Annotated in this window: 20 protein-coding genes and 2 riboswitches; of the genes, 15 read left to right on the top strand and 5 right to left on the bottom strand. The window is 61.0% G+C overall.

Translation table 11 applies throughout. The features are described 5' to 3' along the window. Window positions 1-240: 240 nt before the first annotated feature. Window positions 241-825, top strand: a complete 585-nt coding sequence (nfuA, locus tag GIR22_RS20985) for a Fe-S biogenesis protein NfuA (RefSeq protein WP_003190728.1) — start codon at window positions 241-243, stop codon at window positions 823-825. 126 nt (window positions 826-951) lie between these two features. On the opposite strand, the gene cobM is transcribed toward nfuA, so the two are convergent. The 4 genes from cobM to GIR22_RS20965 form a co-directional block, all read right to left on the bottom strand. Continuing rightward, window positions 952-1,698 (bottom strand): precorrin-4 C(11)-methyltransferase, encoded by a 747-nt coding sequence (cobM, locus tag GIR22_RS20980; RefSeq protein ID WP_154745184.1) that lies wholly within the window; start codon window positions 1,696-1,698, stop codon window positions 952-954. A gap of 81 nt (window positions 1,699-1,779) precedes the next feature. Further along, window positions 1,780-2,184: a cobalamin biosynthesis protein gene (locus tag GIR22_RS20975; RefSeq protein ID WP_154745183.1), complete on the bottom strand. Its 405-nt coding sequence runs from the start codon at window positions 2,182-2,184 to the stop codon at window positions 1,780-1,782. Continuing rightward, complete coding sequence (locus GIR22_RS20970) at window positions 2,181-2,882, bottom strand: CbtA family protein (protein ID WP_154745182.1); 702 nt, start codon at window positions 2,880-2,882, stop codon at window positions 2,181-2,183. Before GIR22_RS20970 ends, GIR22_RS20975 begins: the two co-directional genes overlap by 4 nt. 11 nt (window positions 2,883-2,893) lie before the next feature. Then, window positions 2,894-3,082 carry a CbtB domain-containing protein gene (locus GIR22_RS20965; RefSeq protein WP_154745181.1) on the bottom strand — a complete coding sequence of 63 codons (189 nt, stop codon included), beginning with the start codon at window positions 3,080-3,082 and terminating at the stop codon, window positions 2,894-2,896. A 96-nt stretch (window positions 3,083-3,178) separates the two neighbouring features. After that, window positions 3,179-3,392: riboswitch (cobalamin riboswitch) on the bottom strand. A gap of 42 nt (window positions 3,393-3,434) precedes the next feature. Beyond that, window positions 3,435-3,636: riboswitch (cobalamin riboswitch) on the top strand. 94 nt (window positions 3,637-3,730) lie between these two features. Between GIR22_RS20965 and cobW the strand changes: the two genes are divergently transcribed. The 4 genes from cobW (at window position 3,731) to GIR22_RS20945 (ending at window position 10,358) form a co-directional block, all read left to right on the top strand. Next, complete coding sequence (gene cobW / locus GIR22_RS20960) at window positions 3,731-4,798, top strand: cobalamin biosynthesis protein CobW (protein WP_154745180.1); 1,068 nt, start codon at window positions 3,731-3,733, stop codon at window positions 4,796-4,798. 3 nt (window positions 4,799-4,801) lie between these two features. Further along, window positions 4,802-8,575: a cobaltochelatase subunit CobN gene (gene cobN / locus GIR22_RS20955; RefSeq protein WP_154745179.1), complete on the top strand. Its 3,774-nt coding sequence runs from the start codon at window positions 4,802-4,804 to the stop codon at window positions 8,573-8,575. A 128-nt stretch (window positions 8,576-8,703) separates the two neighbouring features. Then, window positions 8,704-9,702: a magnesium chelatase ATPase subunit I gene (locus tag GIR22_RS20950; protein ID WP_154745178.1), complete on the top strand. Its 999-nt coding sequence runs from the start codon at window positions 8,704-8,706 to the stop codon at window positions 9,700-9,702. Between the two features lie 53 nt (window positions 9,703-9,755). Then, entirely contained in the window at window positions 9,756-10,358 is a 603-nt protein-coding gene (locus tag GIR22_RS20945) for a vWA domain-containing protein (RefSeq protein WP_154745177.1), read from the top strand. A gap of 732 nt (window positions 10,359-11,090) precedes the next feature. Here the strand turns inward: GIR22_RS20945 and GIR22_RS20940 are convergent. Further along, a complete protein-coding gene (locus tag GIR22_RS20940; RefSeq protein WP_154745176.1) occupies window positions 11,091-12,038 on the bottom strand; it encodes a DUF1853 family protein in 948 nt (315 codons plus the stop codon). A 214-nt stretch (window positions 12,039-12,252) separates the two neighbouring features. Between GIR22_RS20940 and GIR22_RS20935 the strand changes: the two genes are divergently transcribed. The 10 genes from GIR22_RS20935 to GIR22_RS20890 all read left to right on the top strand — a co-directional run bounded on the left by GIR22_RS20935 (window position 12,253) and on the right by GIR22_RS20890 (window position 22,014). Continuing rightward, the gene (locus GIR22_RS20935; RefSeq protein ID WP_003217892.1) at window positions 12,253-13,143 is read left to right on the top strand and encodes an NAD(+) kinase; all 891 of its coding nucleotides are present in this window, start codon (window positions 12,253-12,255) and stop codon (window positions 13,141-13,143) included. Further along, on the top strand, window positions 13,140-14,114 hold the full coding sequence (locus tag GIR22_RS20930; RefSeq protein WP_178122388.1) for a metallophosphoesterase: 975 nt from the start codon (window positions 13,140-13,142) through the stop codon (window positions 14,112-14,114). The genes GIR22_RS20935 and GIR22_RS20930 overlap by 4 nt, the downstream gene beginning before the upstream one ends. Next, window positions 14,111-14,980 carry a rhomboid family intramembrane serine protease gene (locus GIR22_RS20925; RefSeq protein WP_154745174.1) on the top strand — a complete coding sequence of 290 codons (870 nt, stop codon included), beginning with the start codon at window positions 14,111-14,113 and terminating at the stop codon, window positions 14,978-14,980. Before GIR22_RS20930 ends, GIR22_RS20925 begins: the two co-directional genes overlap by 4 nt. Window positions 14,981-15,007: 27 nt before the next feature. Continuing rightward, window positions 15,008-15,268, top strand: a complete 261-nt coding sequence (locus tag GIR22_RS20920) for a YeaC family protein (RefSeq protein WP_124367263.1) — start codon at window positions 15,008-15,010, stop codon at window positions 15,266-15,268. Beyond that, window positions 15,265-16,095, top strand: coding sequence for a DUF2797 domain-containing protein (locus GIR22_RS20915; RefSeq protein WP_154745173.1), 831 nt, complete (start codon window positions 15,265-15,267; stop codon window positions 16,093-16,095). The genes GIR22_RS20920 and GIR22_RS20915 overlap by 4 nt, the downstream gene beginning before the upstream one ends. 13 nt (window positions 16,096-16,108) lie before the next feature. Further along, entirely contained in the window at window positions 16,109-18,766 is a 2,658-nt protein-coding gene (pepN, locus tag GIR22_RS20910) for an aminopeptidase N (protein ID WP_154745172.1), read from the top strand. Between the two features lie 71 nt (window positions 18,767-18,837). Beyond that, window positions 18,838-19,554, top strand: coding sequence for an HTH domain-containing protein (locus GIR22_RS20905; protein WP_178122385.1), 717 nt, complete (start codon window positions 18,838-18,840; stop codon window positions 19,552-19,554). Window positions 19,555-19,607: 53 nt separating this feature from the next. Beyond that, complete coding sequence (locus GIR22_RS20900) at window positions 19,608-19,949, top strand: nuclear transport factor 2 family protein (protein WP_154745170.1); 342 nt, start codon at window positions 19,608-19,610, stop codon at window positions 19,947-19,949. 299 nt (window positions 19,950-20,248) lie between these two features. Next, window positions 20,249-21,361 (top strand): cell division protein ZapE, encoded by a 1,113-nt coding sequence (gene zapE / locus GIR22_RS20895; RefSeq protein ID WP_154745169.1) that lies wholly within the window; start codon window positions 20,249-20,251, stop codon window positions 21,359-21,361. 164 nt (window positions 21,362-21,525) lie between these two features. Further along, complete coding sequence (locus GIR22_RS20890; RefSeq protein ID WP_154745168.1) at window positions 21,526-22,014, top strand: GNAT family N-acetyltransferase; 489 nt, start codon at window positions 21,526-21,528, stop codon at window positions 22,012-22,014. Window positions 22,015-22,020 lie beyond the last annotated feature (6 nt).

The raw sequence follows: 22,020 nt of genomic DNA, 5'->3' as shown, positions 1-22,020 counted from the left end.
TTCGGGCATGCCGAGCCTAGGCGAGGCACCGAGTGTTGGGGCAAGAGCGCTTTGGTTACTTTCGCGCTTTTCGAAAGTGACCCGCCGTAAGGGCGGAACCATACGCAGCCGTAACCGCAGCAACGGATATGCCCCCCCAACCCCACCCCCCAAAAAAACCGTATCCCGACAAAAACACTAGGACTTTGTACCTCCGTAATAATTTGGCGTAAACTGCGGGCAAGCCTGTGAGGAGTTTCCATGACTGCCATAACCATTACTGACGCCGCCCACGATTACCTGGCTGATCTGCTGTCCAAGCAGAACACCCCGGGCATCGGGATTCGCGTCTTTATCACCCAGCCCGGCACCCAGTACGCCGAGACGTGCATTGCCTACTGCAAGCCGGGGGAAGAAAAGCCCGAAGACACCGCCCTGGGGCTGAAAAGCTTCACCGCGTACATCGACGCCTTCAGCGAGGCCTTCCTGGACGATGCCGTAGTCGACTACGCCACCGACCGCATGGGCGGCCAACTGACCATCAAGGCGCCGAACGCCAAAGTGCCGAACGTCAACGCCGACAGCCCGGTCAACGAGCGCATCAACTACTACCTGCAAACCGAAATCAACCCGGGGCTGGCCAGCCACGGCGGTCAGGTCAGCCTGATTGATGTGGTTGATGACGGCATCGCGGTGCTGAAGTTCGGTGGTGGCTGCCAGGGCTGCGGCCAGGCGGACGTGACCTTGCGCGAAGGCATCGAGCGCACCCTGCTGGAGCGGATTCCCGAGCTCAAGGGTGTACGTGACGTGACCGACCACACGCAGAAAGAAAACGCCTACTACTAAGTAAGGTGTTCGCTGCGGACAAAAAAACGGCGCCCGTGAGCGCCGTTTTTTATGCCTGGATGATCGTGGATGATCGTTCCCACGCTCTGCGTGGGAACGCATCCCTGGACGCTCTGCGTCCGCTTTTCAAGGTCGATAAAGGTGGGCATGTCCTGCACGATACAGCGATGACTCGCTGAAGCTGTCGCTGGCCAACACCCGGCCCACGACGATCAACGCGGTACGCCTGAAGCCCTTGGCAGCAACCTTCTGGGCAATATCCGCCAACGTCCCGATAGCCCAATCCTGATCCGGCCATGTGGCTCGATGCACCACGGCGATCGGGCAGTCTGCGCCATAGTGCGGCAGCAGTTCGGTGACGATCCTTTCCAGGTGATTGACCCCCAGATGAATCGCCATGGTGGTGCCATGCTGCGCCAGGCTGTTGAAGGCTTCACCCGCTGGCATTGTGGTTTTATCGGCATAACGGGTCAGGATCACGCTCTGGGCGATGTCCGGCAGGGTCAGCTCAGTTTCCAGCAGTGCCGCGCAAGCAGCCACCGCTGTCACGCCCGGGATGATCTGGAATGGAATGCCTCGCGCCCTCAAGCAGCGGATTTGCTCGCCAATCGCGCCATACAGGCTCGGGTCGCCGGAATGCACCCGCGCTACATCCTGGCCTTTTTCATGGGCGGCCCGCATCAGCTCGATGATCTGTTCCAGGTGCAGCTCAGCGCTGTTAACCACCTGTTCAGCTTGATGGCCTTCCAGTACGGCTGCCGGGACAAGGGAGCCGGCATAGATGATCACCGGGCAGCGATGAATCAGCCGTTGACCCTTGACGGTGATCAGTTCCGGGTCGCCGGGGCCGGCACCGATGAAAAAGACAGTCATGGTTACTTTCCTGTGCAAACGCGTGCGAGCAAGGCTTCAGATGAAGATCGCTCATGATCAAGGGGCACGATTATCGGGGGTTTAGCCGGTGCACGCCAATGCGAAGGTCGCCCGGGCGATTTTTTGGCGGGTGATCAGCAGTGTGGCGGGGAGTTGGCCCAATTGCTCGGCCAGGGCCAGGGCAGCGCTTTCGGCGACTCCATGGCAACCGGTATGGGCGTAGGCGGCAGCCGATTTATGGCTCAGTCGCGACGTATAAGCCATCAATTGCTCGGCACTGAAAAACCGCAGTGGCAGGTTCAGGAGCTTGGCCAGCGCCAGTAATCCTGGCTCAGCTTGCTTGCGGTCGATACTGGCAAGTGCGCTGATACGCTGGCGATCGATCCCATGGGCCTTGAGGGTGGTATTGAACAGGTCCAGCAGGGTGTCGACGTCGCACCCCCGCTGGCACCCCAGGCCGACCACCAGGGCCGGCGCGGTATTCATGCCGAGTACTGCTCGTCGCGGTTGCGGCGAAACAGCCAGGCGCTGATCAAGCCCAGCGCCAGCCAGAACGCCACGTTAGTCAGTTGCGAGGCAATCTTGAACTGCGCTTCCAGGGCTTCAGGCGCGAGCATCGAGTGGACTTCCGGCTGCGGCGCGCCAATTACGTGAGGTACCACCAGAATCGCCACGCCGAACACTTTCAGCAACCAGTTGCGACCGAACACAACCAACGCAATACCGGCAGCGGTGGAGGCCGCAGTGCCGACCCACCAGATTTGCCGTTGCGCCAGGTCAGCCGCAGCGGTACCCGGAAGCTCAGGAGGCAAGCCAAGGGTTGGCGCCAATACGAAGGTGGCATAGCCAGCCAAGCCCCACAACAGGCCCTGGGCAGTACGGGTCGGGGCACGCAAGGTGTAGAGCCCGGCCAGCATCAGGGCAAAACCTACCGCGACCACCAGGTTGCCGCCGGTGGTGGACAGCACGCGCTGCCAGCCGTCTTCGGGCTCCCATGCTTCCGCGTCGTGGCTGTGAGCGGCGGCCGCGCCATCGGCATGTTCATGCACTTGGGTGGCCGGGGCCTTTTCGAAGGCTTCCGCCTGGAGAATCAGTGGCGCGACCCAGAAGCTTTGCAGCAGGGTCAGCAACAAGGCTGCCAGCAGGCCGGTAAAACCTGCGGTTTGCACAATACGCTTGATCATGTCGGCAGGTCTCAATGGCATGGAAACGCGGCGCTATGACGGGTGTCGTGGGCGGCATTGTGCACCGCTTCGATATGGGAAAAACCGGCGAAATACACAAGGCTGGCACCCAGGATCGATGCACCGATGGCGCCAATCAGGCGTTGGCTCAAGGTGGCGGTGTTGCTGGCGGTGTGTGAGGTGCTGCTGATGATTGACATGGCGCGTCCCTTTCGAGTGTCAGGGTGAAACGAGCGCATGAAAGCCCTGCGAGCCGGGCACGCAGAGTCTTAACAGCGCCCGCCCACCGCGGGTTTGTTATCTGGTTTTTTCGGGCCGGTCTCCGGGCTTGCGAGGGGCTGCTTGTAGAAAAAGCATCCAAAAAGCATCGCCTTCCCATGCCGTAGGCACAGTGGCTCTGATGCTTCGCTCGCTTACCGTTGCGGGGGCAGCACCGGACTGATCATGCGCGCATGACTCACCGGTTTCCCGTTTCACCCTGTGAAGGGCACCCGAAACAAGATGTGTAGGAGAGCATGGGCGAGGGACGGTAGTCAAATTGACTGAGCCCCTGTAGCCTTGCACCCTCGAGGTTCTTCGGCCCAGGCCGAAGCTAAGAAGGGAACGCGGTCGATGCCGCGGCTGCCCCCGCAACTGTAAAGGGTTTATCTGACTGCCACGCCACTGCCTGAACAAGGCGGGAAGGCGCAGTCAGCGCCGGTCCCTGGACCTGCACGCCCTAAGCCAGGAGACCTGCCTCGCAACTGTTTCTCAACTTTCAACCGGGCGGGGTGATCCGGTGGCGAAATGGGCTGCTGCGCACCGTCGCAGGGCCTGTCGTCCCGTATGCCCGCCTCCAAGGGCATCCGATGAAAACACTGGCCAAACTCCCCGTCACCATCGTTACCGGCTTCCTCGGTTCGGGCAAGACCACCTTGCTGCGCCACATGCTCGACAATGCCCAGGGTCGCCGCATTGCGGTGATCGTCAACGAGTTTGGCGAGTTGGGCATTGACGGTGAAATCCTCAAGCAATGCGCAATCGGCTGTACGGAAGAAGAAGCCCGCGGCCGCGTCTACGAGTTGGCCAACGGTTGCCTGTGCTGCACGGTCCAGGAAGAGTTCTTCCCGGTAATGCGCGAATTGGTGGCCCGTCGCGGCGATCTCGACCACATCCTTATCGAAACCTCGGGCCTGGCCTTGCCAAAGCCTTTGGTCCAGGCCTTCCAGTGGCCGGAAATTCGCAGCGCCTGCACCGTTGACGCGGTGATCACTGTGGTCGACAGCCCGGCCGTGGCCGCAGGTACGTTCGCTGCGTTTCCGGATCAGGTGGACGCCATGCGTAAACTCGATCCGAACCTGGACCACGAGTCACCGCTGCACGAGCTGTTCGCCGATCAACTGGCCAGCGCCGACCTGGTGATTCTCAACAAAACCGACCTGATCAGCCCCGAATACCTGGCCCGGGTGCGCCTGGAAGTCACCGAGGAACTGCCGCCAGCGGTGAAAGTCATCGAAGCCAGCAGTGGTCGTTTGCCCCTGGATGTGTTGATTGGCCTGGGTGCCGGTTCCGAAGAGCACATCGATGGCCGCCACAGCCATCATGATCATCATCATGAAGGTGAAGATGACCATGATCACGACCACGATGCCTTCGATTCGATCTCCATCGAACTGCCCCAGGCCGACGAAAGCCTGTTGCTCGATGCCCTGACCCAATTGGTGGTCCAGCACGGCATCCTGCGGGTCAAGGGTTTTGCGGCGATCCCCAACAAACCGATGCGCCTGCTGATCCAGGGCGTGGGCAGCCGTTTCGACAAACACTTCGACCGCGCATGGCGTGCCGATGAACCGCGCGCGACCCACCTGGTGCTAATTGGCCAGGAGCTGGATGCCGGCCTGCTTGAAGCGCAACTGCGCGCCGCGCTCAGCGTTTAAGCCATGCACCTGCTCAGGACTCAACCCGGCGGTTTTGTTTCGGATGACAACATTGCCGACCTTGGGCAAACCCCGGCCGACCTGGTGGTCCTGTGCAGTGGCGACTCCAGCCTGGCGTTGCTGGCCCAAGCGCTCCAGCAGTTGCCTGAGAACTACCCGAGCCTGCGCCTGGCCAACCCGATGCAGGTGCAGAACCACGCCTCTGTCGATTTGTATGTCGATGAAGTGCTGCGCCATGCCAAAGTCATCTTGATCTCGCTGCACGGCGGGATCGGTTATTGGCGTTATGGCATCGAACGTTTGGTGGAGTTGGCAGGGCGGGGCGTGCAACTGATTCTGGTGCCGGGTGATGATCGCCCAGACCCGGAACTCAGCGGCCTGAGCACGGTTGGCATCGAAGAACGCGACCGCCTCTGGCACTTCCTGCGCCAAGGCGGCCTGGGCAACGCCCTGAACTTTTACCGTTGCCTGGCCACGCGCTACCTGGGACGCGACTACCCCTGGGGCGAGCCACAGAGCTTGCCGCGCACGGCGATTTATCATCCACATAAAGCCAATGCCAGCCTGGGTGATTGGCAGGCCGACTGGCAGGCTGAAAATCCGGTGGCAGCCGTGCTGTTCTACCGCTCTCACTTGCAGGCGGCCAACACGGCGTTTATCGATGTGTTCTGCCAGCGCTTGCAGGCCGCAGGGCTCAACCCACTGCCCATTGCGGTGGCCAGCCTGAAAGAGCCCGGCTGCCTGATGTTGGTCGAGGATTGGCTGGACGAGGTGCAAGCCTCGGTGATTCTCAACACCACCGGCTTTGCCCAATCCAGTCCTGAAGCGCCGCACCTGCGACCATTTCGCCGCAATGTCCCGGTGATCCAGGCCATCTGCGCCCAGGATAACGAGTCGGGCTGGCAAGCCAGCGAGCAAGGCCTTGGCCCGCGCGATCTGGCGATGCACATTGCCTTGCCGGAGCTGGACGGGCGGATCATCAGCCGCCCGATCAGCTTCAAGGACTTGGCCTGGCGCAGTGAGCGCAGCCAGTCTGACGTGGTGTGCTACCGGGCTCAACCCGAGCGCATGGGCTTTGTCGCCGAACTGGCGCGACGCTGGGTAGACCTGGCGCGGTTACCCAATGGCGAAAAGCGCGTTGCACTGATTCTCGCCAACTACCCGACACGAGACGGTCGCATCGGCAACGGCGTTGGGCTTGACACCCCGGCAACCGCGCTGAATATCCTGCGGGCGTTAAAAGCTGAAGGCTACCCGCTGGCTGACGCGTTGCCGGACAGCGGCACGGCCTTGATCCAAGAGCTGTTAGGTGGCGTCACGAATGATCCGGATGGCCTCGACCTGCGCCCCTGCCATCAAAGCCTGGGGCTGGACGATTACGAGGCAATGTTCAAACGCTTGCCCGAAGCCAACCGCCAAGCGGTGCTGGAGCGTTGGGGCGCGCCTCACAGCGACCCGATGTGCCGTGACGGTCGCATGATGATCGCCGGTTTGCGCTTTGGCCTGACCTTTGTCGGCATCCAGCCGGCCCGGGGTTATCAGGTGGATGCCAGCGCCGTGTACCACGACCCGGATTTGGTGCCGCCCCACGGTTACCTGGCGTTCTACTTCTGGCTGCGCCAGACCTATGGCGCGCACGCGGTGATCCACGTTGGCAAGCACGGTAATCTGGAGTGGCTGCCAGGCAAAGGGGTTGGGCTTTCCGAAAACTGCTGGCCCGACGTGCTGCTGGGGCCGCTGCCGAATATCTATCCATTTATCGTCAACGATCCAGGCGAAGGTGCCCAAGCCAAGCGTCGCACCCAGGCGGTGATCATCGACCACCTGATGCCGCCACTGACCCGTGCCGAAACCTACGGGCCGCTGCGCAACCTGGAACTGCTGGCGGACGAGTATTACGAAGCGCAGTTGCTTGATCCACGGCGTGCCCAAGAGCTGCAAAAGGATATTCTCAAGTTGGTGCGGGAAACCCGTATCGACCAGGAACTGGCGCTGGACGCCAACCTCGACAGCGCCGCCGATGCCGCCATCTGGCTGCCGCGCCTCGATACTTATCTGTGCGACTTGAAGGAATCGCAGATCCGCGACGGCCTGCATATCTTCGGTGAGTCGCCGGTGGGCCGCTTGCGTATCGACACCTTGCTGGCTTTGCTGCGCATCCCTCGAGGCGATGGCCGTGGGCCGCAGTCGAGCCTGCTGCGGGTGCTGGCCAAGGCCTTCGAACTGGGTTTCGACCCGCTGGATTGCGCCCTGGCCGAGCCTTGGGCTGGGCGCCGTCCGAGGGTGCTGCAGAAGATCGACCCACAATTGTGGCGCACGGCGGGCGACACCCGTGAACGCCTGGAACTCTACGCCACACGTTTGATCGAGCAGTCCCTGGAGGGCGCGGTCGAACAGCTTGAAGAGCCGGGTTGGCAGGACGTCAAGGGCGTGATCGAGAGTTTGCGGATGGTCGTCGCTCCGCGCCTGGATGCCTGCGGCCCGGCGGAGATGCGCGGTTTGCTGGATGCCGTGTGCGGGCGTTTCGTGCCAGCCGGTCCCAGTGGGGCGCCCAGCCGTGGGCGCCTGGATGTGTTGCCTACCGGGCGCAATTTTTTCTCGGTGGATGTGCGCAATCTGCCCACCACCACCGCTTGGCGTATTGGTTTCCAGTCGGCGAACCTGATTCTTGAGCGGCATCTGCAGGACCACGGCGACCACCTGCGCCAGCTTGGCTTGTCGGTGTGGGGCACCGCCACCATGCGTACCGGTGGTGACGATATTGCCCAGGCCATGGCGCTGATGGGCGTACGCCCGGTGTGGGCCACTGGCAGCCAGCGGGTGGATGACTTTGAAATCCTGCCCCTGAGCCTGCTGGATCGCCCGCGTGTGGATGTGACGCTACGGGTATCGGGGTTTTTCCGGGATGCCTTTGCCAACCTGATCCGTTTGTTCGATGCTGCCGTACACGCTGTGGCCGCGCTGGATGAACCAGCCGATATGAACCCGTTGGCCGCCAAAGTGCGCAGCGAATGCGAAGCCCTGCGCCAGTCCGGCTTGAACGAGGAAGACGCCGCGAAGCAGGCGGGCTGGAGGATCTTCGGTGCCAAGCCCGGGGCCTATGGCGCGGGTGTGCAAGGTGCGATTGACGGTCGCCTGTGGCAGAGCCGCGAAGACCTGGCCGAGGTCTACCTCAACTGGGGCGGCTATGCCTATGGCGGCGGTGATGAAGGCACCGCTGCCCGTGAACAGTTTGCGCAGCGTTTGAGCCAGGTCCAGGCGGTGTTGCAGAACCAGGACAACCGCGAGCATGACCTGCTCGATTCCAACGATTACTACCAGTTCCAGGGCGGCATGCTCGCTGCCGTGGAAACCCTGAGTGGCGATAAAGTCGCCAGTTATCACGGCGATCACAGCCAGCCAGACCTGCCGAAAATCCGCACCTTGAAGGAAGAGCTGAACCGGGTGATCCGTGCCCGGGCGGCCAACCCCAAGTGGATCGAAGGCGTCAAGCGTCACGGCTACAAAGGCGCGTTCGAGATGGCCGCTACAGTGGACAACCTGTTTGCCTTCGACGCCACCACGGCGCTGATCGATGATCATCAGTATGCGTTGCTGGCCGATGCTTATTTACTGGATCCTGACACCCGCGAGTTTGTGCAACAGCATAACCCGGCCGCCTTGCGGGATATGGCTGAACGCATGCTGGAAGCTCAGCAGCGCGGCCTGTGGCAGGAGCCAGGGACGTATCGCGAGGCATTAGAAAATTTGTTGCTGGACATAGAAGAAGAGGGCTGAGCGATCATCCCCGCGCTCTGCGTGGGGATGCAGCCGTGACGCTCGCGTCACAACAGCGGACGCCGAGCGCCCAGTGTGGCATTCCCACGCGGGAGCGTGGGAACGATCAATATGGAAGAAGACAGTTGATGAACGATACCCCCCATTTCCCGTTGTCCGCGATCGTCGGTGCCGATGCGCTGAAACTGGCCCTGTGCCTGACCGCCATCGACCCGAAAATCGGCGGTGTGCTGATTGAAGGCCCTCGTGGCATGGCCAAGTCCACCCTGGCCCGCGGCCTGGCGGACGTGTTGGCCAGCGGGCAGTTCGTCACGCTGCCCCTGGGCGCCACCGAAGAGCGCCTGGTGGGCACTCTCGATCTGGACGCCGCGCTGGGCGAGGGCCGGGCGCAGTTTTCCCCCGGTGTGTTGGCCAAGGCCGATGGCGGCGTGCTGTATGTCGATGAAGTCAACCTGCTGGCGGACCACCTGGTGGACCTGCTGCTGGATGTGGCCGCCAGCGGCACCAACCTGATTGAGCGCGACGGTATTTCCCACCGGCATTCGGCGCGTTTTGTGCTGATCGGCACCATGAACCCGGAAGAGGGCGAGCTGCGCCCGCAACTGCTCGACCGTTTTGGTTTCAACGTTGTGCTGAGTGGGCAGACGCTGCCTGCCGAGCGTGTGCAGATCATTCGTCGCCGGCTGGATTTTGACAGCGACCCTCAGGGTTTCTGCTCACAATGGGCCGATCCGCAGAGTGCGTTGCGCGAGCGCTGCACCGAGGCACGCGCACTGCTGGAAAGCATCCCGCTGGATGACCAGGCTTTGGCGCAGATCACCGAGCGTTGCTTTGCCGCCGGCGTCGACGGCTTGCGTGCCGACCTGGTCTGGCTGCGGGGCGCCAGGGCGCATGCGGCATGGCGTGGGGCAAGGGCCATCAGTGAAGAAGATATCGACGCGGTGGCGGAGTTCGCCCTGCGGCATCGGCGTCAGGAACATTCCCCACCGGTCACTCCGCACAGTGGCGGCCAATCAACAAAACCGCTTGACCCCTCGCCGGGCCAGGGCCAGTGGGGTGATATGCCTGCGCCAGCGATGCCGGTGGGCGCTCGGCGAGAACTTCCCACCTGGCCAAAAAAGCCCTAGGCATTCGCCCTCGACCTGACGCGGGGGCGGATGCCCGGCCCAAGGCGGGCCGACTGGACAAGGGCAGGCAAGGGCAGGCATACGCCGCCGCCGAAGGTACGGTCAACTGGCCCGGCACCTTGTTGGGCGGGCGGCCACAGCGCCGTGAAGACTTGCTGTATCGACTGCGCAGCCGTTCGCCCCACGAATTGTGGCTGGTGGTGGTCGATGCGTCGGCGTCTACTCGGCGGCATCAGGCGCTGAGGGATGCCAAGGGCTTGCTGGCACAGCTGTTTGATGATGCCTACCGGCAGCGGGCGCGGATGGCGTTGTTGACGGCCAGCGGGCAGTCACCCAAGTGGCAGGTGCAAGGCCTGAAGGCGGCGAAAGGCTTGGTCACTTGGCTCGATGGGCTCGGAGCTGGCGGTGGTACGCCATTATTGGCGGCGTTGAGCGAGGCGAGGCATTGGCTGGTAGCGCGACGCAAAGGCTATCCGGCGGAGCAGCAGCGGTTGCTGGTGATCACGGATGGACGACTTAAGGATGTAGCTGGGCTGCCACTGCTGGACTGCCCGGGGTTATTGGTGGATATCGAACGCGGGCCGATTCGATTGGGTCGAGCGCGGGAGCTGGCTGCCGGGTTACAGGTTGATTATCGGCATATCGATGACTTGTAGCCGCTGGCGCAGCCTGCGATCGGCTGCGCAGCAGTCGTTTGGGGCTTTGAGATTGTTGAAGGTCCTGCGGCCCTTATCGCAGCCTCGTGCCTCGACAGCGGCTACAAAAGCCGATCAGTGATCACTTGTAGCCGCTGGCGCAGCCTGCGATCGACTGCGTAGCAGTCGTCTGGGTTTTGAAATTGCTGAAGGTCCTTCGGCCCTTATCGCAGCCTCGTGCCTCGACAGCGGCTACAAAAGCCGATCAGTGATCACTTGTAGCCGCTGGCGCAGCCTGCGATCGGCTGCGCAGCAGTCGTTTGGGGCTTTGAGATTGTTGAAGGTCCTGCGGCCCTTATCGCAGCCTCGTGCCTCGACAGCGGCTACAAAAGCCGATCAGTGATCACTTGTAGCCGCTGGCGTAGCCTGCGATCGACTGCGTAGCAGTCGTCTGGGTTTTGAAATTGCTGAAGGTCCTTCGGCCCTTATCGCAGCCTCGTGCCTCGACAGCGGCTACAAAAGCCGATCACCGATCAACTGTAGCCGCTGGCGTAGCCTGCGATCGGCTGCGTAGCAGTCGTCTGGGTTTTGAAATTGCTGAAGGCCCTTCGGCCCTTATCGCAGCCTCGTGCCTCGACAGCGGCTACAAAGGATCACCGATCAACTGTAGCCGCTGGCGTAGCCTGCGATCGGCTGCGCAGCAGTCGCCTGGGGCTTTGAGATTGTTGAAGGTCCTTCGGCCCTTGTTGCAGGTTAACTACTTCCCGGTACATTCGGCCAAAGGTCCGCGACCAGGAACAAGCGTTCGGCTTCTTCCCAGTCCTCACCTGCCAGCACCAGCCGCACCAGAAGCTGTGCTGGGGCCAGAGGGTCAAGATCGACCAGCCAACGGTGCAGTTGTTCTTCACTCCACACCTGTTCCGCCGGATAGTGCGCCGGCGCCAGCCAGGCATGGCGGGGCAGGGGTTGCCAGCGGCCCTGGGGCGCCTGGCTGACAAAACTCAACCAATCGCGTTGATGCAACCAGCGACCATTCAGGTGCTGCGGATGCGCGCCGACCGGTGGCAGGGCCTTACCGGGCCATGGGTACAACAAATACCCGCCCAGCCACAGGTGAGCATCAAATTGCTGGATATCCAACGCCGCAAGCACCTCGCGGCTTTCCGGGCGCGTGGAAATTGGCAACTGATGCCGGGTCAGGTGGGCCAGCTTGCGGTCCAGGCGGTCGTGACAGCCTGGGCCCAACCACTGAGCCGCGTCCTGTCCATCGCCGTCCTGAGGGCCGAGATAAAGTTTGATCGCCAGTTCCAGGTGGTGCACGCCGTCGCGGTCGCGCAGCAACATATCCAACTCACCCAAGGTATGCCCGGCCTGGCGGATTGCCAGGTTGGCCGCCAGCAGTTCAACTCCCGGGGCATGCTGTATGGCAAATTGCCACAGGCGCTCGTAATACAGGCCCAGGCGCCGGGTGCGAGCCAGGCTCAACCAGTGTTGCAAGGCGGCGCTGTCCTGGTCCAATTGTCGCAGCCAGCACTCAAGCTGATGGGGTGCTTGCACCCAGTCGCTGCCCGCCAGCGGGTGGCGTTGCGGCCAAGGCGTTTGCATCAGCATCGGTGGGGCAACAATCACCCACGCCAGGTCGCGCACCTCGGGGTGGTGCAGTTGGCGGGGCAGGCTGGCAAGTTCCGGGAACAGAGTCATACGTGCGAGTGTAGCCGCTGCCGAGGCACGAGGCTGCGATGGGTTGGGTGCAGCATTCCGACGAAGCGACCCCCCGATGGCGGTCCTGTGGACACACATTGCAGCCTCGTACCTCATCAGCGGCTACTGGGTTTGGCGACAAAGCATTTTGTGTAACGCCGCCTTTCGCCCATAATCGTTCCTTTGTCTCGACGCAAACCCTCGCAGGAGCCCCATGGAGCAATTTCGCAATATCGGCATTATCGGTCGCCTGGGCAGCACGCAGGTCCTGGACACCGTCCGCCGGCTGAAAAAGTTTCTGCTCGAGCGCCACCTGCATGTGATCCTCGAAGACACCATCGCCGAGATTCTGCCAGGCCATGGCTTGCAGACCTCGTCGCGCAAGATGCTTGGCGAAGTCTGTGACATGGTGATCGTGGTCGGTGGCGACGGGAGCCTGCTGGGCGCCGCCCGGGCATTGGCCCGGCATAACGTGCCGGTGCTGGGGATCAACCGTGGCAGCCTGGGTTTCCTCACCGATATTCGCCCCGATGAGCTGGAAGTCGAAGTGGCGAAGGTGCTGGATGGTCATTACCTGGTGGAAAACCGCTTTCTTCTGCAGGCTGAAGTGCGTCGCCATGGCGAAGCCATCGGCCAGGGCGATGCCCTCAACGACGTGGTACTGCACCCTGGCAAATCGACGCGAATGATCGAGTTCGAGCTGTACATCGACGGCCAGTTCGTCTGCAGCCAGAAGGCTGACGGCTTGATCGTCGCTACGCCTACCGGTTCCACCGCGTATGCGTTGTCTGCTGGTGGCCCGATCATGCACCCCAAGCTCGACGCCATTGTGATCGTGCCGATGTACCCCCATATGTTGTCCAGTAGGCCCATCGTAGTCGACGGCAACAGTGAGTTGAAAATCGTGGTTTCCAAAGACATGCAGATCTACCCACAAGTCTCCTGTGACGGGCAGAACCATTTCACCTGCGCCCCCGGCGATACCATCACCGTGAGCAAAAAGGCGCAGAAGTTGCGGCTGATCCACCCGTTGGACCACAACTATTACGAAGTCTGCCGGACCAAGTTGGGCTGGGGCAGCCGCTTGGGGGGTGGAGGCGACTGATGCTTGATCCCGCGCGTAGCTACGACCTGATTGGTGACGTGCACGGTTGCGCTCATACCCTTGAGCACTTGCTCGACCGGCTCGGTTACCACAAGCAGGGCGGCACCTGGCGCCACCCGTCACGCATGGCGGTGTTCCTGGGCGATATCATCGACCGTGGGCCGCGCATTCGCGAGGCGCTGCATATCGTTCACGACATGACCGAGGCCGGCCAGGCACTGTGCATCATGGGCAACCATGAGTTTAACGCCCTGGGCTGGAGCACGCCGGCACCGCCCGGCAGTGGCAAGCAGTTTGTGCGTGAGCACACGCCACGCCATGCCCGGCTGATCCACGAGACCTTGACTCAGTTCGAGCAGCATCCAGCAGACTGGCACGACTTCCTCGGTTGGTTCTACAACATGCCGCTGTTTGTCGATGCCGGGCGTTTTCGCGTGGTGCATGCCTGTTGGGATGAGGGCTTCATCGAGCCACTGCGCTCGAGTTTCCCCGACGGCTGTATCGACCAGCACTTCCTGCAGGCCGCCGCCGTGCCCGGCAGTTTCGCCAGCAACGCCTTTGACCGCTTGTTGCGGGGTACCGACATGCGCCTGCCGCACGGCTTGACCCTGACCGGCGGCGATGGCCTGACACGCTCGTTCTTTCGCACCAAGTTCTGGGAAGACGACCCGAAAACCTACGGCGATATCGTGTTTCAGCCCGATGCGTTGCCGGAGCCGGTGGCCGCGACGCCGTTGTCGTCTACCGAAAAAAACTCCCTGCTGCGCTACGGCGTCGACGAACCGTTGTTGTTTGTCGGCCATTATTGGCGCAGCGGCAAACCGGTGCCAATCCGCCCGAACCTGGCCTGCCTGGATTACAGCGCGGTGCTGTATGGCAAGTTGGTAGCTTATCGGCTGGACCAGGAAACTCGCCTTGATCCGCGTAAATTTGTTTGGGTGGATGTCGAGCGCCCCGAGGTGATTTCATGAGTAGCGTTGCGGTATTGCGCCTGCCTCTGAGCGTGGACCTGGCGGGTTTCGTCAAGCTGTTGCAGCGTATGCAAGTGCCCCATCGCGTCAGCGAAGATGCGGGGGAACAAGTGCTGTGGGTGCCCGACGCCATCAGCGAGGATGTGCGGGTGTTGTATCAACGCTTCCCTGCGGGCGATCCGGACCATCAACTGGATATTCCAGCGCAACAGGCCACCAAGCGTCCCGGCTTTGTCCAGCAACTGCGCCATAGTCCGATGACTGCACTGGTTCTGCTGCTCAGCATGATCGTCGGCGCCGTGACGATGCTGGGGGAAAACCTGCAAGCCATGAGCTGGCTGACCTTCTTGCAGTTCCAGGTAGTCGGTGAGTACATCCACTTCACATCGTTGGCCGACAGTCTCGCGGCGGGACAATGGTGGCGCCTGGTGACGCCGATGCTGATCCACTTCGGCATCCTGCACCTGGCGATGAACGGCATGTGGTACTGGGAGCTGGGACGCCGTATCGAGATGCGCCAGGGCAGTATCAACCTGCTGGGCCTGACCCTGTTGTTCAGCTTGGTGTCCAACTACGCTCAATACTATTTCGGTGGCCCTGGTCTGTTCGGTGGCTTGTCCGGCGTGCTGTACGGTTTGCTCGGGCATTGCTGGATCTATCAATGGCTTTCGCCAAACCCGGTTTATCACCTGCCCCGTGGGGTGCTGGTAATGATGCTGGTGTGGCTGCTGCTTTGCTTGTCGGGCCTGGTCTCGATGATTGGTTTCGGCGAAATCGCCAATGCCGCACACGTCGGCGGGCTGGTGGCCGGTTGCCTGACGGGCTTGTTGGGCGGCTTGTATAACCGCCGCAAGCAAGCCCTTTGAATCTCCTATTCGTTAAGGAAGAGTCTCATGTCCTCTTTTGCTGAAATGATCGAAAACATCACCCCGGACATCTACGAGAGCCTCAAGCTCGCCGTGGAAATCGGCAAATGGTCTGATGGCCGCAAACTCACCGCCGAGCAGCGTGAACTGTCCCTGCAAGCGGTGATTGCCTGGGAGCTGCAGAACCTGCCGGAAGACCAGCGCACTGGCTACATGGGGCCGCAGGAATGCGCCTCCAAGTCGGCTCCGGTGCCGAATATCCTGTTCAAGTCGGATGCTATCCATTGATTGAGATTGGCCGTGGTGCAGTCAGCAAGATGTCGGCGCAGTTGGGTGAGCCGACCGTTCAATACGCCTTTCGCCTGGGCGATACCGAGGTGCCGGTCAACCCGCTGATCGGCTCCAGCGTGCGCCTGGAGTATCTCGGTGCAATCCATTGCAGTCATTGTGGTCGCAAGACCAAGACCAGTTTCAGCCAGGGGTATTGCTACCCGTGCATGACCAAGCTGGCCCAGTGTGACCTGTGCATCATGAGCCCCGAGCGCTGCCATTACGACGCTGGTACCTGCCGTGATCCGGCCTGGGGCGAGAAGTTCTGCATGACCGATCACGTGGTCTACCTGGCCAATTCGTCGGGGGTCAAGGTCGGCATCACCCGTGCCAGTCAGTTGCCAACCCGCTGGCTGGACCAAGGCGCGAGCCAGGCATTGCCGATCATGCGGGTGTCTACCCGTCAGCAATCGGGCTTTGTCGAAGATCTGTTCCGCAGTCAAGTGGCCGACAAGACCAACTGGCGTGCATTGCTCAAGGGTGATGCTCAGGCCGTTGACCTCAAGCAGGTGCGCGATGAACTCTTTGCTTCCTGCGCCGAAGGCTTGCTTGGGCTGCAAGAGCGCTTTGGCCTGCAGGCCATTCAGCCAGTGACTGATATCGAACCACTCGAAATCCGTTACCCGATCGAGCAGTATCCGACCAAGATCGTCAGCTTCAACCTGGACAAGAACCCGATTGCCGAAGGCACGCTGATGGGGATCAAAGGCCAATACCTGATCTTCGACACCGGTGTGATCAATATTCGTAAATACACGGCTTACCAGCTCGCCGTGCATCAGTAGAAGGATTCGACGCATGCGCACCGAACAACCGAAGATGATTTACCTTAAGGACTATCAGGCGCCGGAGTACCTGATCGACGAGACGCACCTGACCTTCGAGTTGTTCGAGGACCATAGCCTGGTCCATGCGCAACTGGTGATGCGCCGCAACCCTGCACGTGGCGCAGGTCTGCCGCCTCTGGTGCTGGATGGCCAGCAGTTGGAGTTGCTGTCGGTCAACCTGGCCGATCAGGAACTGACGGCGGCCGACTACCAGTTGACTGAAAACCACCTGACACTGCACCCGGCGAGCGACAGCTTCAGCGTCGACATCAGCGTCAAGATCCACCCGGAAACCAACACTGCGCTGGAAGGCCTGTATAAATCCGGCGACATGTTCTGCACCCAGTGCGAGGCCGAGGGTTTCCGCAAGATCACCTATTACCTCGACCGCCCTGACGTGATGAGCAAGTTCACCACCACGGTGATCGCCGAACAGCACAGCTACCCGGTGCTGTTGTCCAACGGCAACCCGATTGCCTCCGGACCTGGTGAAGAAGGCCGGCACTGGGCGACCTGGGAAGACCCGTTCATGAAACCGGCTTACCTGTTCGCGCTGGTAGCGGGTGACCTGTGGTGCGTTGAAGATACTTTCACCACCATGACCGAACGCACCGTGGCGTTGCGTATCTATGTCGAGCCAGAGAACATCGACAAGTGCCAGCACGCCATGACCAGCTTGAAGAAATCCATGCGCTGGGACGAAGAGGTCTATGGTCGTGAGTACGACCTGGACATCTTCATGATCGTCGCGGTCAACGACTTCAACATGGGCGCCATGGAGAACAAGGGCCTCAATATCTTCAACTCCAGCGCCGTGCTGGCCCGTGCCGAAACCGCCACCGACGCCGCACACCAGCGGGTCGAGGCCATCGTCGCCCACGAATACTTCCACAACTGGTCGGGTAACCGCGTGACCTGCCGTGACTGGTTCCAGCTGTCGCTCAAGGAAGGCTTCACCGTATTCCGTGACTCAGGCTTCTCTGCCGACATGAACTCGGCCACGGTCAAGCGTATCCAGGATGTGGCCTACCTGCGCACCCACCAGTTCGCCGAAGACGCCGGCCCCATGGCCCACGCCGTGCGCCCGGACAGCTTTATCGAGATATCCAACTTCTACACCCTGACCGTATACGAAAAGGGCTCGGAAGTGGTTGGCATGATCCACACCTTGCTCGGCGCCGAAGGCTTCCGCAAAGGCAGCGACCTGTACTTCGAGCGCCATGACGGCCAGGCCGTGACTTGCGACGACTTCATCAAGGCCATGGAAGATGCGAATGGCGCTGACCTGACCCAATTCAAACGCTGGTACAGCCAGGCCGGTACGCCACGGTTGGCGGTCAGCGAAGCCTATGACGGCGCAGCAAAAACCTACAGCCTGACCTTCCGTCAGAGCTGCCCGGAAACCCCGGACAAGGTCGAAAAACTGCCATTCGTGATTCCGCTGGAGCTGGGCCTGCTGGACAGCAAAGGTGCGGGTATTGCCTTGCGCCTGGCGGGTGAAGCGAAGGCGGGCGCTACGTCCCGAGTGATTTCGGTGACAGAAGCCGAACAGACCTTCACCTTCGTTGATGTCGCCGAACAGCCATTGCCTTCGTTGCTGCGTGGTTTCTCGGCCCCGGTGAAGCTGAGCTTCCCCTACAGCCGCGACCAGTTAATGTTCCTCATGCAGCACGACAGCGACGGTTTCAATCGCTGGGAGGCCGGCCAGCAACTCTCCGTGCAGGTGTTGCAGGAACTGATCGGCCAACATCAGCAGGGCAAGAAACTGGTGCTCGATCAACGCCTGATCACAGCGCTGCGTAGTGTGTTGAGCGATGAGAGCCTGGACCAGGCGATGGTCGCCGAGATGCTGTCGCTGCCGAGCGAAGCCTATTTGGCTGAAATCAGCGAAGTGGCCGACGTCGACGCTATCCACGCCGCCCGTGAGTTTGCCCGCAAGCAGTTGGCCGACAACCTGTTTGAAGGTTTGTGGCTGCGCTACCAGGCCAACCGCGACCTGTCGAAAAAAACCCCGTATGTGGCAGCTGCCGAGCATTTTGCCCGGCGCGCCTTGCAGAACATCGCCTTGTCGTACTTGCTGCTCAGTGGCAAGCCCGAAGTGCTGGCGGCAACCCTGGAACAGTTCGACACCTGCGACAACATGACTGAACGCCTGACGGCGCTGGCGGTGCTGGTCAATTCACCGTTCGAAGCAGAAAAGGCTACGGCCCTGGCGGTGTTTGCCGAGAACTTCAAGGACAACCCGCTGGTCATGGACCAATGGTTCAGTGTCCAGGCTGGCAGCGGTTTGCCGGGCGCGCTGGAGCGGGTCAAGGTGCTGATGCAGCATTCGGCCTTCAACCTCAAGAATCCGAACAAGGTCCGGGCTTTGGTGGGGGCGTTTGCCGGGCAGAACCTGATCAACTTCCACGCGGCCGATGGTTCTGGGTATCGCTTCCTGGCGGATCTGGTGATCCAGTTGAATGCCTTCAACCCGCAGATCGCTTCGCGGCAGTTGGCGCCGCTGACTCGCTGGCGCAAATACGACAGCGCCCGCCAGGCCCTGATGAAAGCCGAACTGGAGCGGATCCTCGCGTCTGGCGAACTGTCCAGCGATGTGTTTGAAGTGGTCAGCAAAAGTCTCGCGTAATACTCCCCTCATACGGCCCGTTCTTTACACAACGGGCCGTTCGGCTTATTTCCTTTGCGAGCGTGATGAATGTGTCGCGTACCAGCCGCCTGTTAACCTTGTTACAACTTATGAGGGGCAAGAAACGCCCGGTAACCGCCGCCGTACTGGCGACGGAGCTGGGGGTTTCCGAGCGCACGCTCTATCGCGACATTGCCGAGCTGACAGCCCTTGGCGCGCCGATCTTTGGTGAGGCCGGGGTAGGTTATGTGTTGCGCAGTGGGCTGTTCCTGCCGCCGCTGATGCTCAACGCCGACGAGACCGAGGCTATCGTCCTGGGCTTGCGCTATGTCGATCAGCGGGGCGACGAGGTGTTGAGCCATGCCGCGGCCAATGCGCTGGCAAAAATCGCGGCAGTTCTAGACCCCATCGCCCAGGATGCAATGCGCAATCCCACATTGCTACCGGGCCCGCCAGGGTATGGTTACCCGGAAAACCGCGTGCCGTTGAGTATGTTTCGCGACGCCATTCGTAGCCAGGCCAAGATGCATATTGATTATACCGATGCCAGCCAGGCCCCCAGCCAGCGTCTGATCTGGCCTCTGGCCCTGGGTTTTCTCAATGACGCGCGAGTGATCGTGGCCTGGTGCGAGTTACGTGGCGCCTATCGCACCTTTCGTACCGACCGCATTGCTGCTGCCGGTGCCCAGGGCGAGCGGTATCCTGGAAGGCGCAGCGATTGGCTACGAGCCTGGCGCAAGTTGATGGAGCAAAATGAATCAGGACCTTTCACTCCTGACAAGAACTGACATGACACTGGCTTAAGATGGCTCTGGAAAATCACTAACAAGGAGTTGTCAGCATGTCCCAACCCACCCTTGGCCTAGCCCCGGCGATTGCGGCTTATATCGCGGCAGCCAATGCCGGAGACACCTCGGCAGTGATTCACTGTTTCGCCGAAGATGCCAATGTATTCGACGAGGGTGAGCATCAAGTCGGCACGGCCGCCATCGTTCGTTGGATGGAGGAGACGGGGCGTCGATATCAGCCGAAGGTCCAGGTGCTGGATGTCCAGCACCGCACCGGCAAGGTACTGGTCCGCAACCTGATATCCGGTAGTTTTCCAGGTAGTCCGCTGGAATTGCGATACACCTTCCGGCTTAACGAAACAGGGAAAATTTCCCGCCTGGATATTTCCCTGTAGCCGCTGTCGAGGCACGAGGCTGCGATAAGGGCCGCAGGACCTTCGGCAATTTCAAAACCCAGACGACTGCTACGCAGCCGATCGCAGGCTACGCCAGCGGCTACAGGTGATCGCTGATCGGCTTTTGTAGCCGCTGTCGAGGCACGAGGCTGCGATAAGGGCCGCAGGACCTTCGGCAATTTCAAACCCCAAACGACTGCTACGCAGCCGATCGCAGGCTGCGCCAGCGGCTACAGGTGATCGCTGATCGACGGTCCCTTGCCGCTGCCGAGACACAGGGTCATGGCATACTGCTTCCCATGACTTTTGAATCGCCACTCGCCGCTTACCAAAACGCCATCAGCCAGAACGGGTTCGTCGCCGACGACGCCCAATGGCAGGCGGTGCAAGCCTTGCAACGTTGTCACGAGGTCTTGCACCAGGGCCGCGTCTCGCCTCCCGGCGTTTACCTATGGGGGCCGGTTGGTCGCGGCAAGACCTGGTTGATGGACCAGTTCTACCGGAGCCTGCAAGTGCCGGCGCGGCGTCAGCATTTTCATCACTTCATGGGTCGGGTGCACCAGCGCTCCTTCCAACTGACGGGCACCCATGACCCGCTGCAGGCGTTGGCCCGGGAGTTGAGCCAGGAAGTGCGGGTGCTGTGTTTCGATGAATTGTTCGTCAATGACATCGGCGATGCCATCATCCTTGGCCGGTTGTTCCAAGTGATGTTCGAAGAAGGGGTGGTGATGGTCTGCACCTCCAACCAGCCGCCGGAACAGCTGTATGCCGAGGGTTTCAACCGTGACCGGTTCCTGCCAGGTATCCAGGCAATCCAGCAGCACATGCAGGTGGTGGCGGTGGACGGCGGTGAGGATCATCGCCTGCACCCGGGCGCGGGGCTACAGCGTTACTGGGTCGACCAGCCCCAGGCGCTGGCCGGAGTGTTCAAGCAATTGAGTGACGGGCAGCCAGCCAGCGGTGCGCCACTGGCCGTCGGTTACCGCTCCATTGTGGTGGTGCAGTCCAGCGATACGGTGCTGTGGTGTCGCTACTGCGATCTGTGCGAACAGCCCTTGGCGACGATGGATTTCATGCTGCTGTGTGATCGGTTCAAGGCGATATTGCTGGGAGAGGTTCCCAACCTGAGTGCACAAAAACGCCCGGGACGCATCGCTCGTGGCACGGAGGATGCCGCTCTGCGGGTGGAGGCCGGTGATCGGCAACTGCCCGAACTGTCCGTACACGACGACAGTGTTCGGCGCTTCATTGCGTTGGTGGATGAGTGTTACGACCGCAAGGTCCCCCTGTATATCGAGGCCAGGGTTGCGCTGGAGAGTCTTTATACGCAAGGCTATCTGGAGTTCCCGTTTCGCCGCGCCTTGAGTCGTTTGCAAGAAATGCAGTTGCAGCGTTTCGTCGATCCTCTGTAAGAAAAAGTGCCGTGGCTCAGAGAAGATGGGCTTCCTGGCGCGACAAATTCGCGCTTTCATGCAGGAGTATCTCGTTAATCTCCTTCATCTAATGTCGACGCCCCCTTACAATTGATCCCCTTTGAGGGGAAGTGATCCCCGCTCAGTCGCTATCGAGGAAGGAAATGGACGCCGAGATACTGGTGCTGCAAGCCAGCTACAGCAACCCTGTACACGCTGAGGCCATCGGCCTGTTGCTCAACCATTACGCACAAGACCCGATGGGTGGTGGTCATGCACTGCCTGCCGACCGTTTGCTGCAACTGCCTGCCGAGTTGGCCAAGCGTCCCCATGCTTTCAGTGTGCTGGCATTTGTCGGCGGAGAGCCGGCTGGGCTGGTCAACTGTTTTGAAGGCTTCTCGACCTTTGCCTGCCGGCCACTGGTCAACGTCCACGATGTGATGGTGATGGACCGGTTCCGTGGCTTGGGGTTGAGTCAGAAAATGCTGCAAAAGGTCGAGGAAATCGCCCGCCAGCGTGGCTGCAGCAAGATCACCCTGGAGGTACTTGAAGGCAATGACGTTGCGCAGGCGTCGTACCGCAAGTTTGGTTTCGACGACTCGATCTTCGACCCCGCCTATGGCCGGATGCTGTTCTGGAGCAAGGCCTTATAAAGGACC

It is taken from the genome of Pseudomonas karstica (assembly GCF_009707515.1).
GTDB classification, from domain to species: domain Bacteria; phylum Pseudomonadota; class Gammaproteobacteria; order Pseudomonadales; family Pseudomonadaceae; genus Aquipseudomonas; species Aquipseudomonas karstica.
Note: the sequence above shows the minus strand (reverse complement) of the source record. Positions and strands in the feature narration are given on the sequence as shown.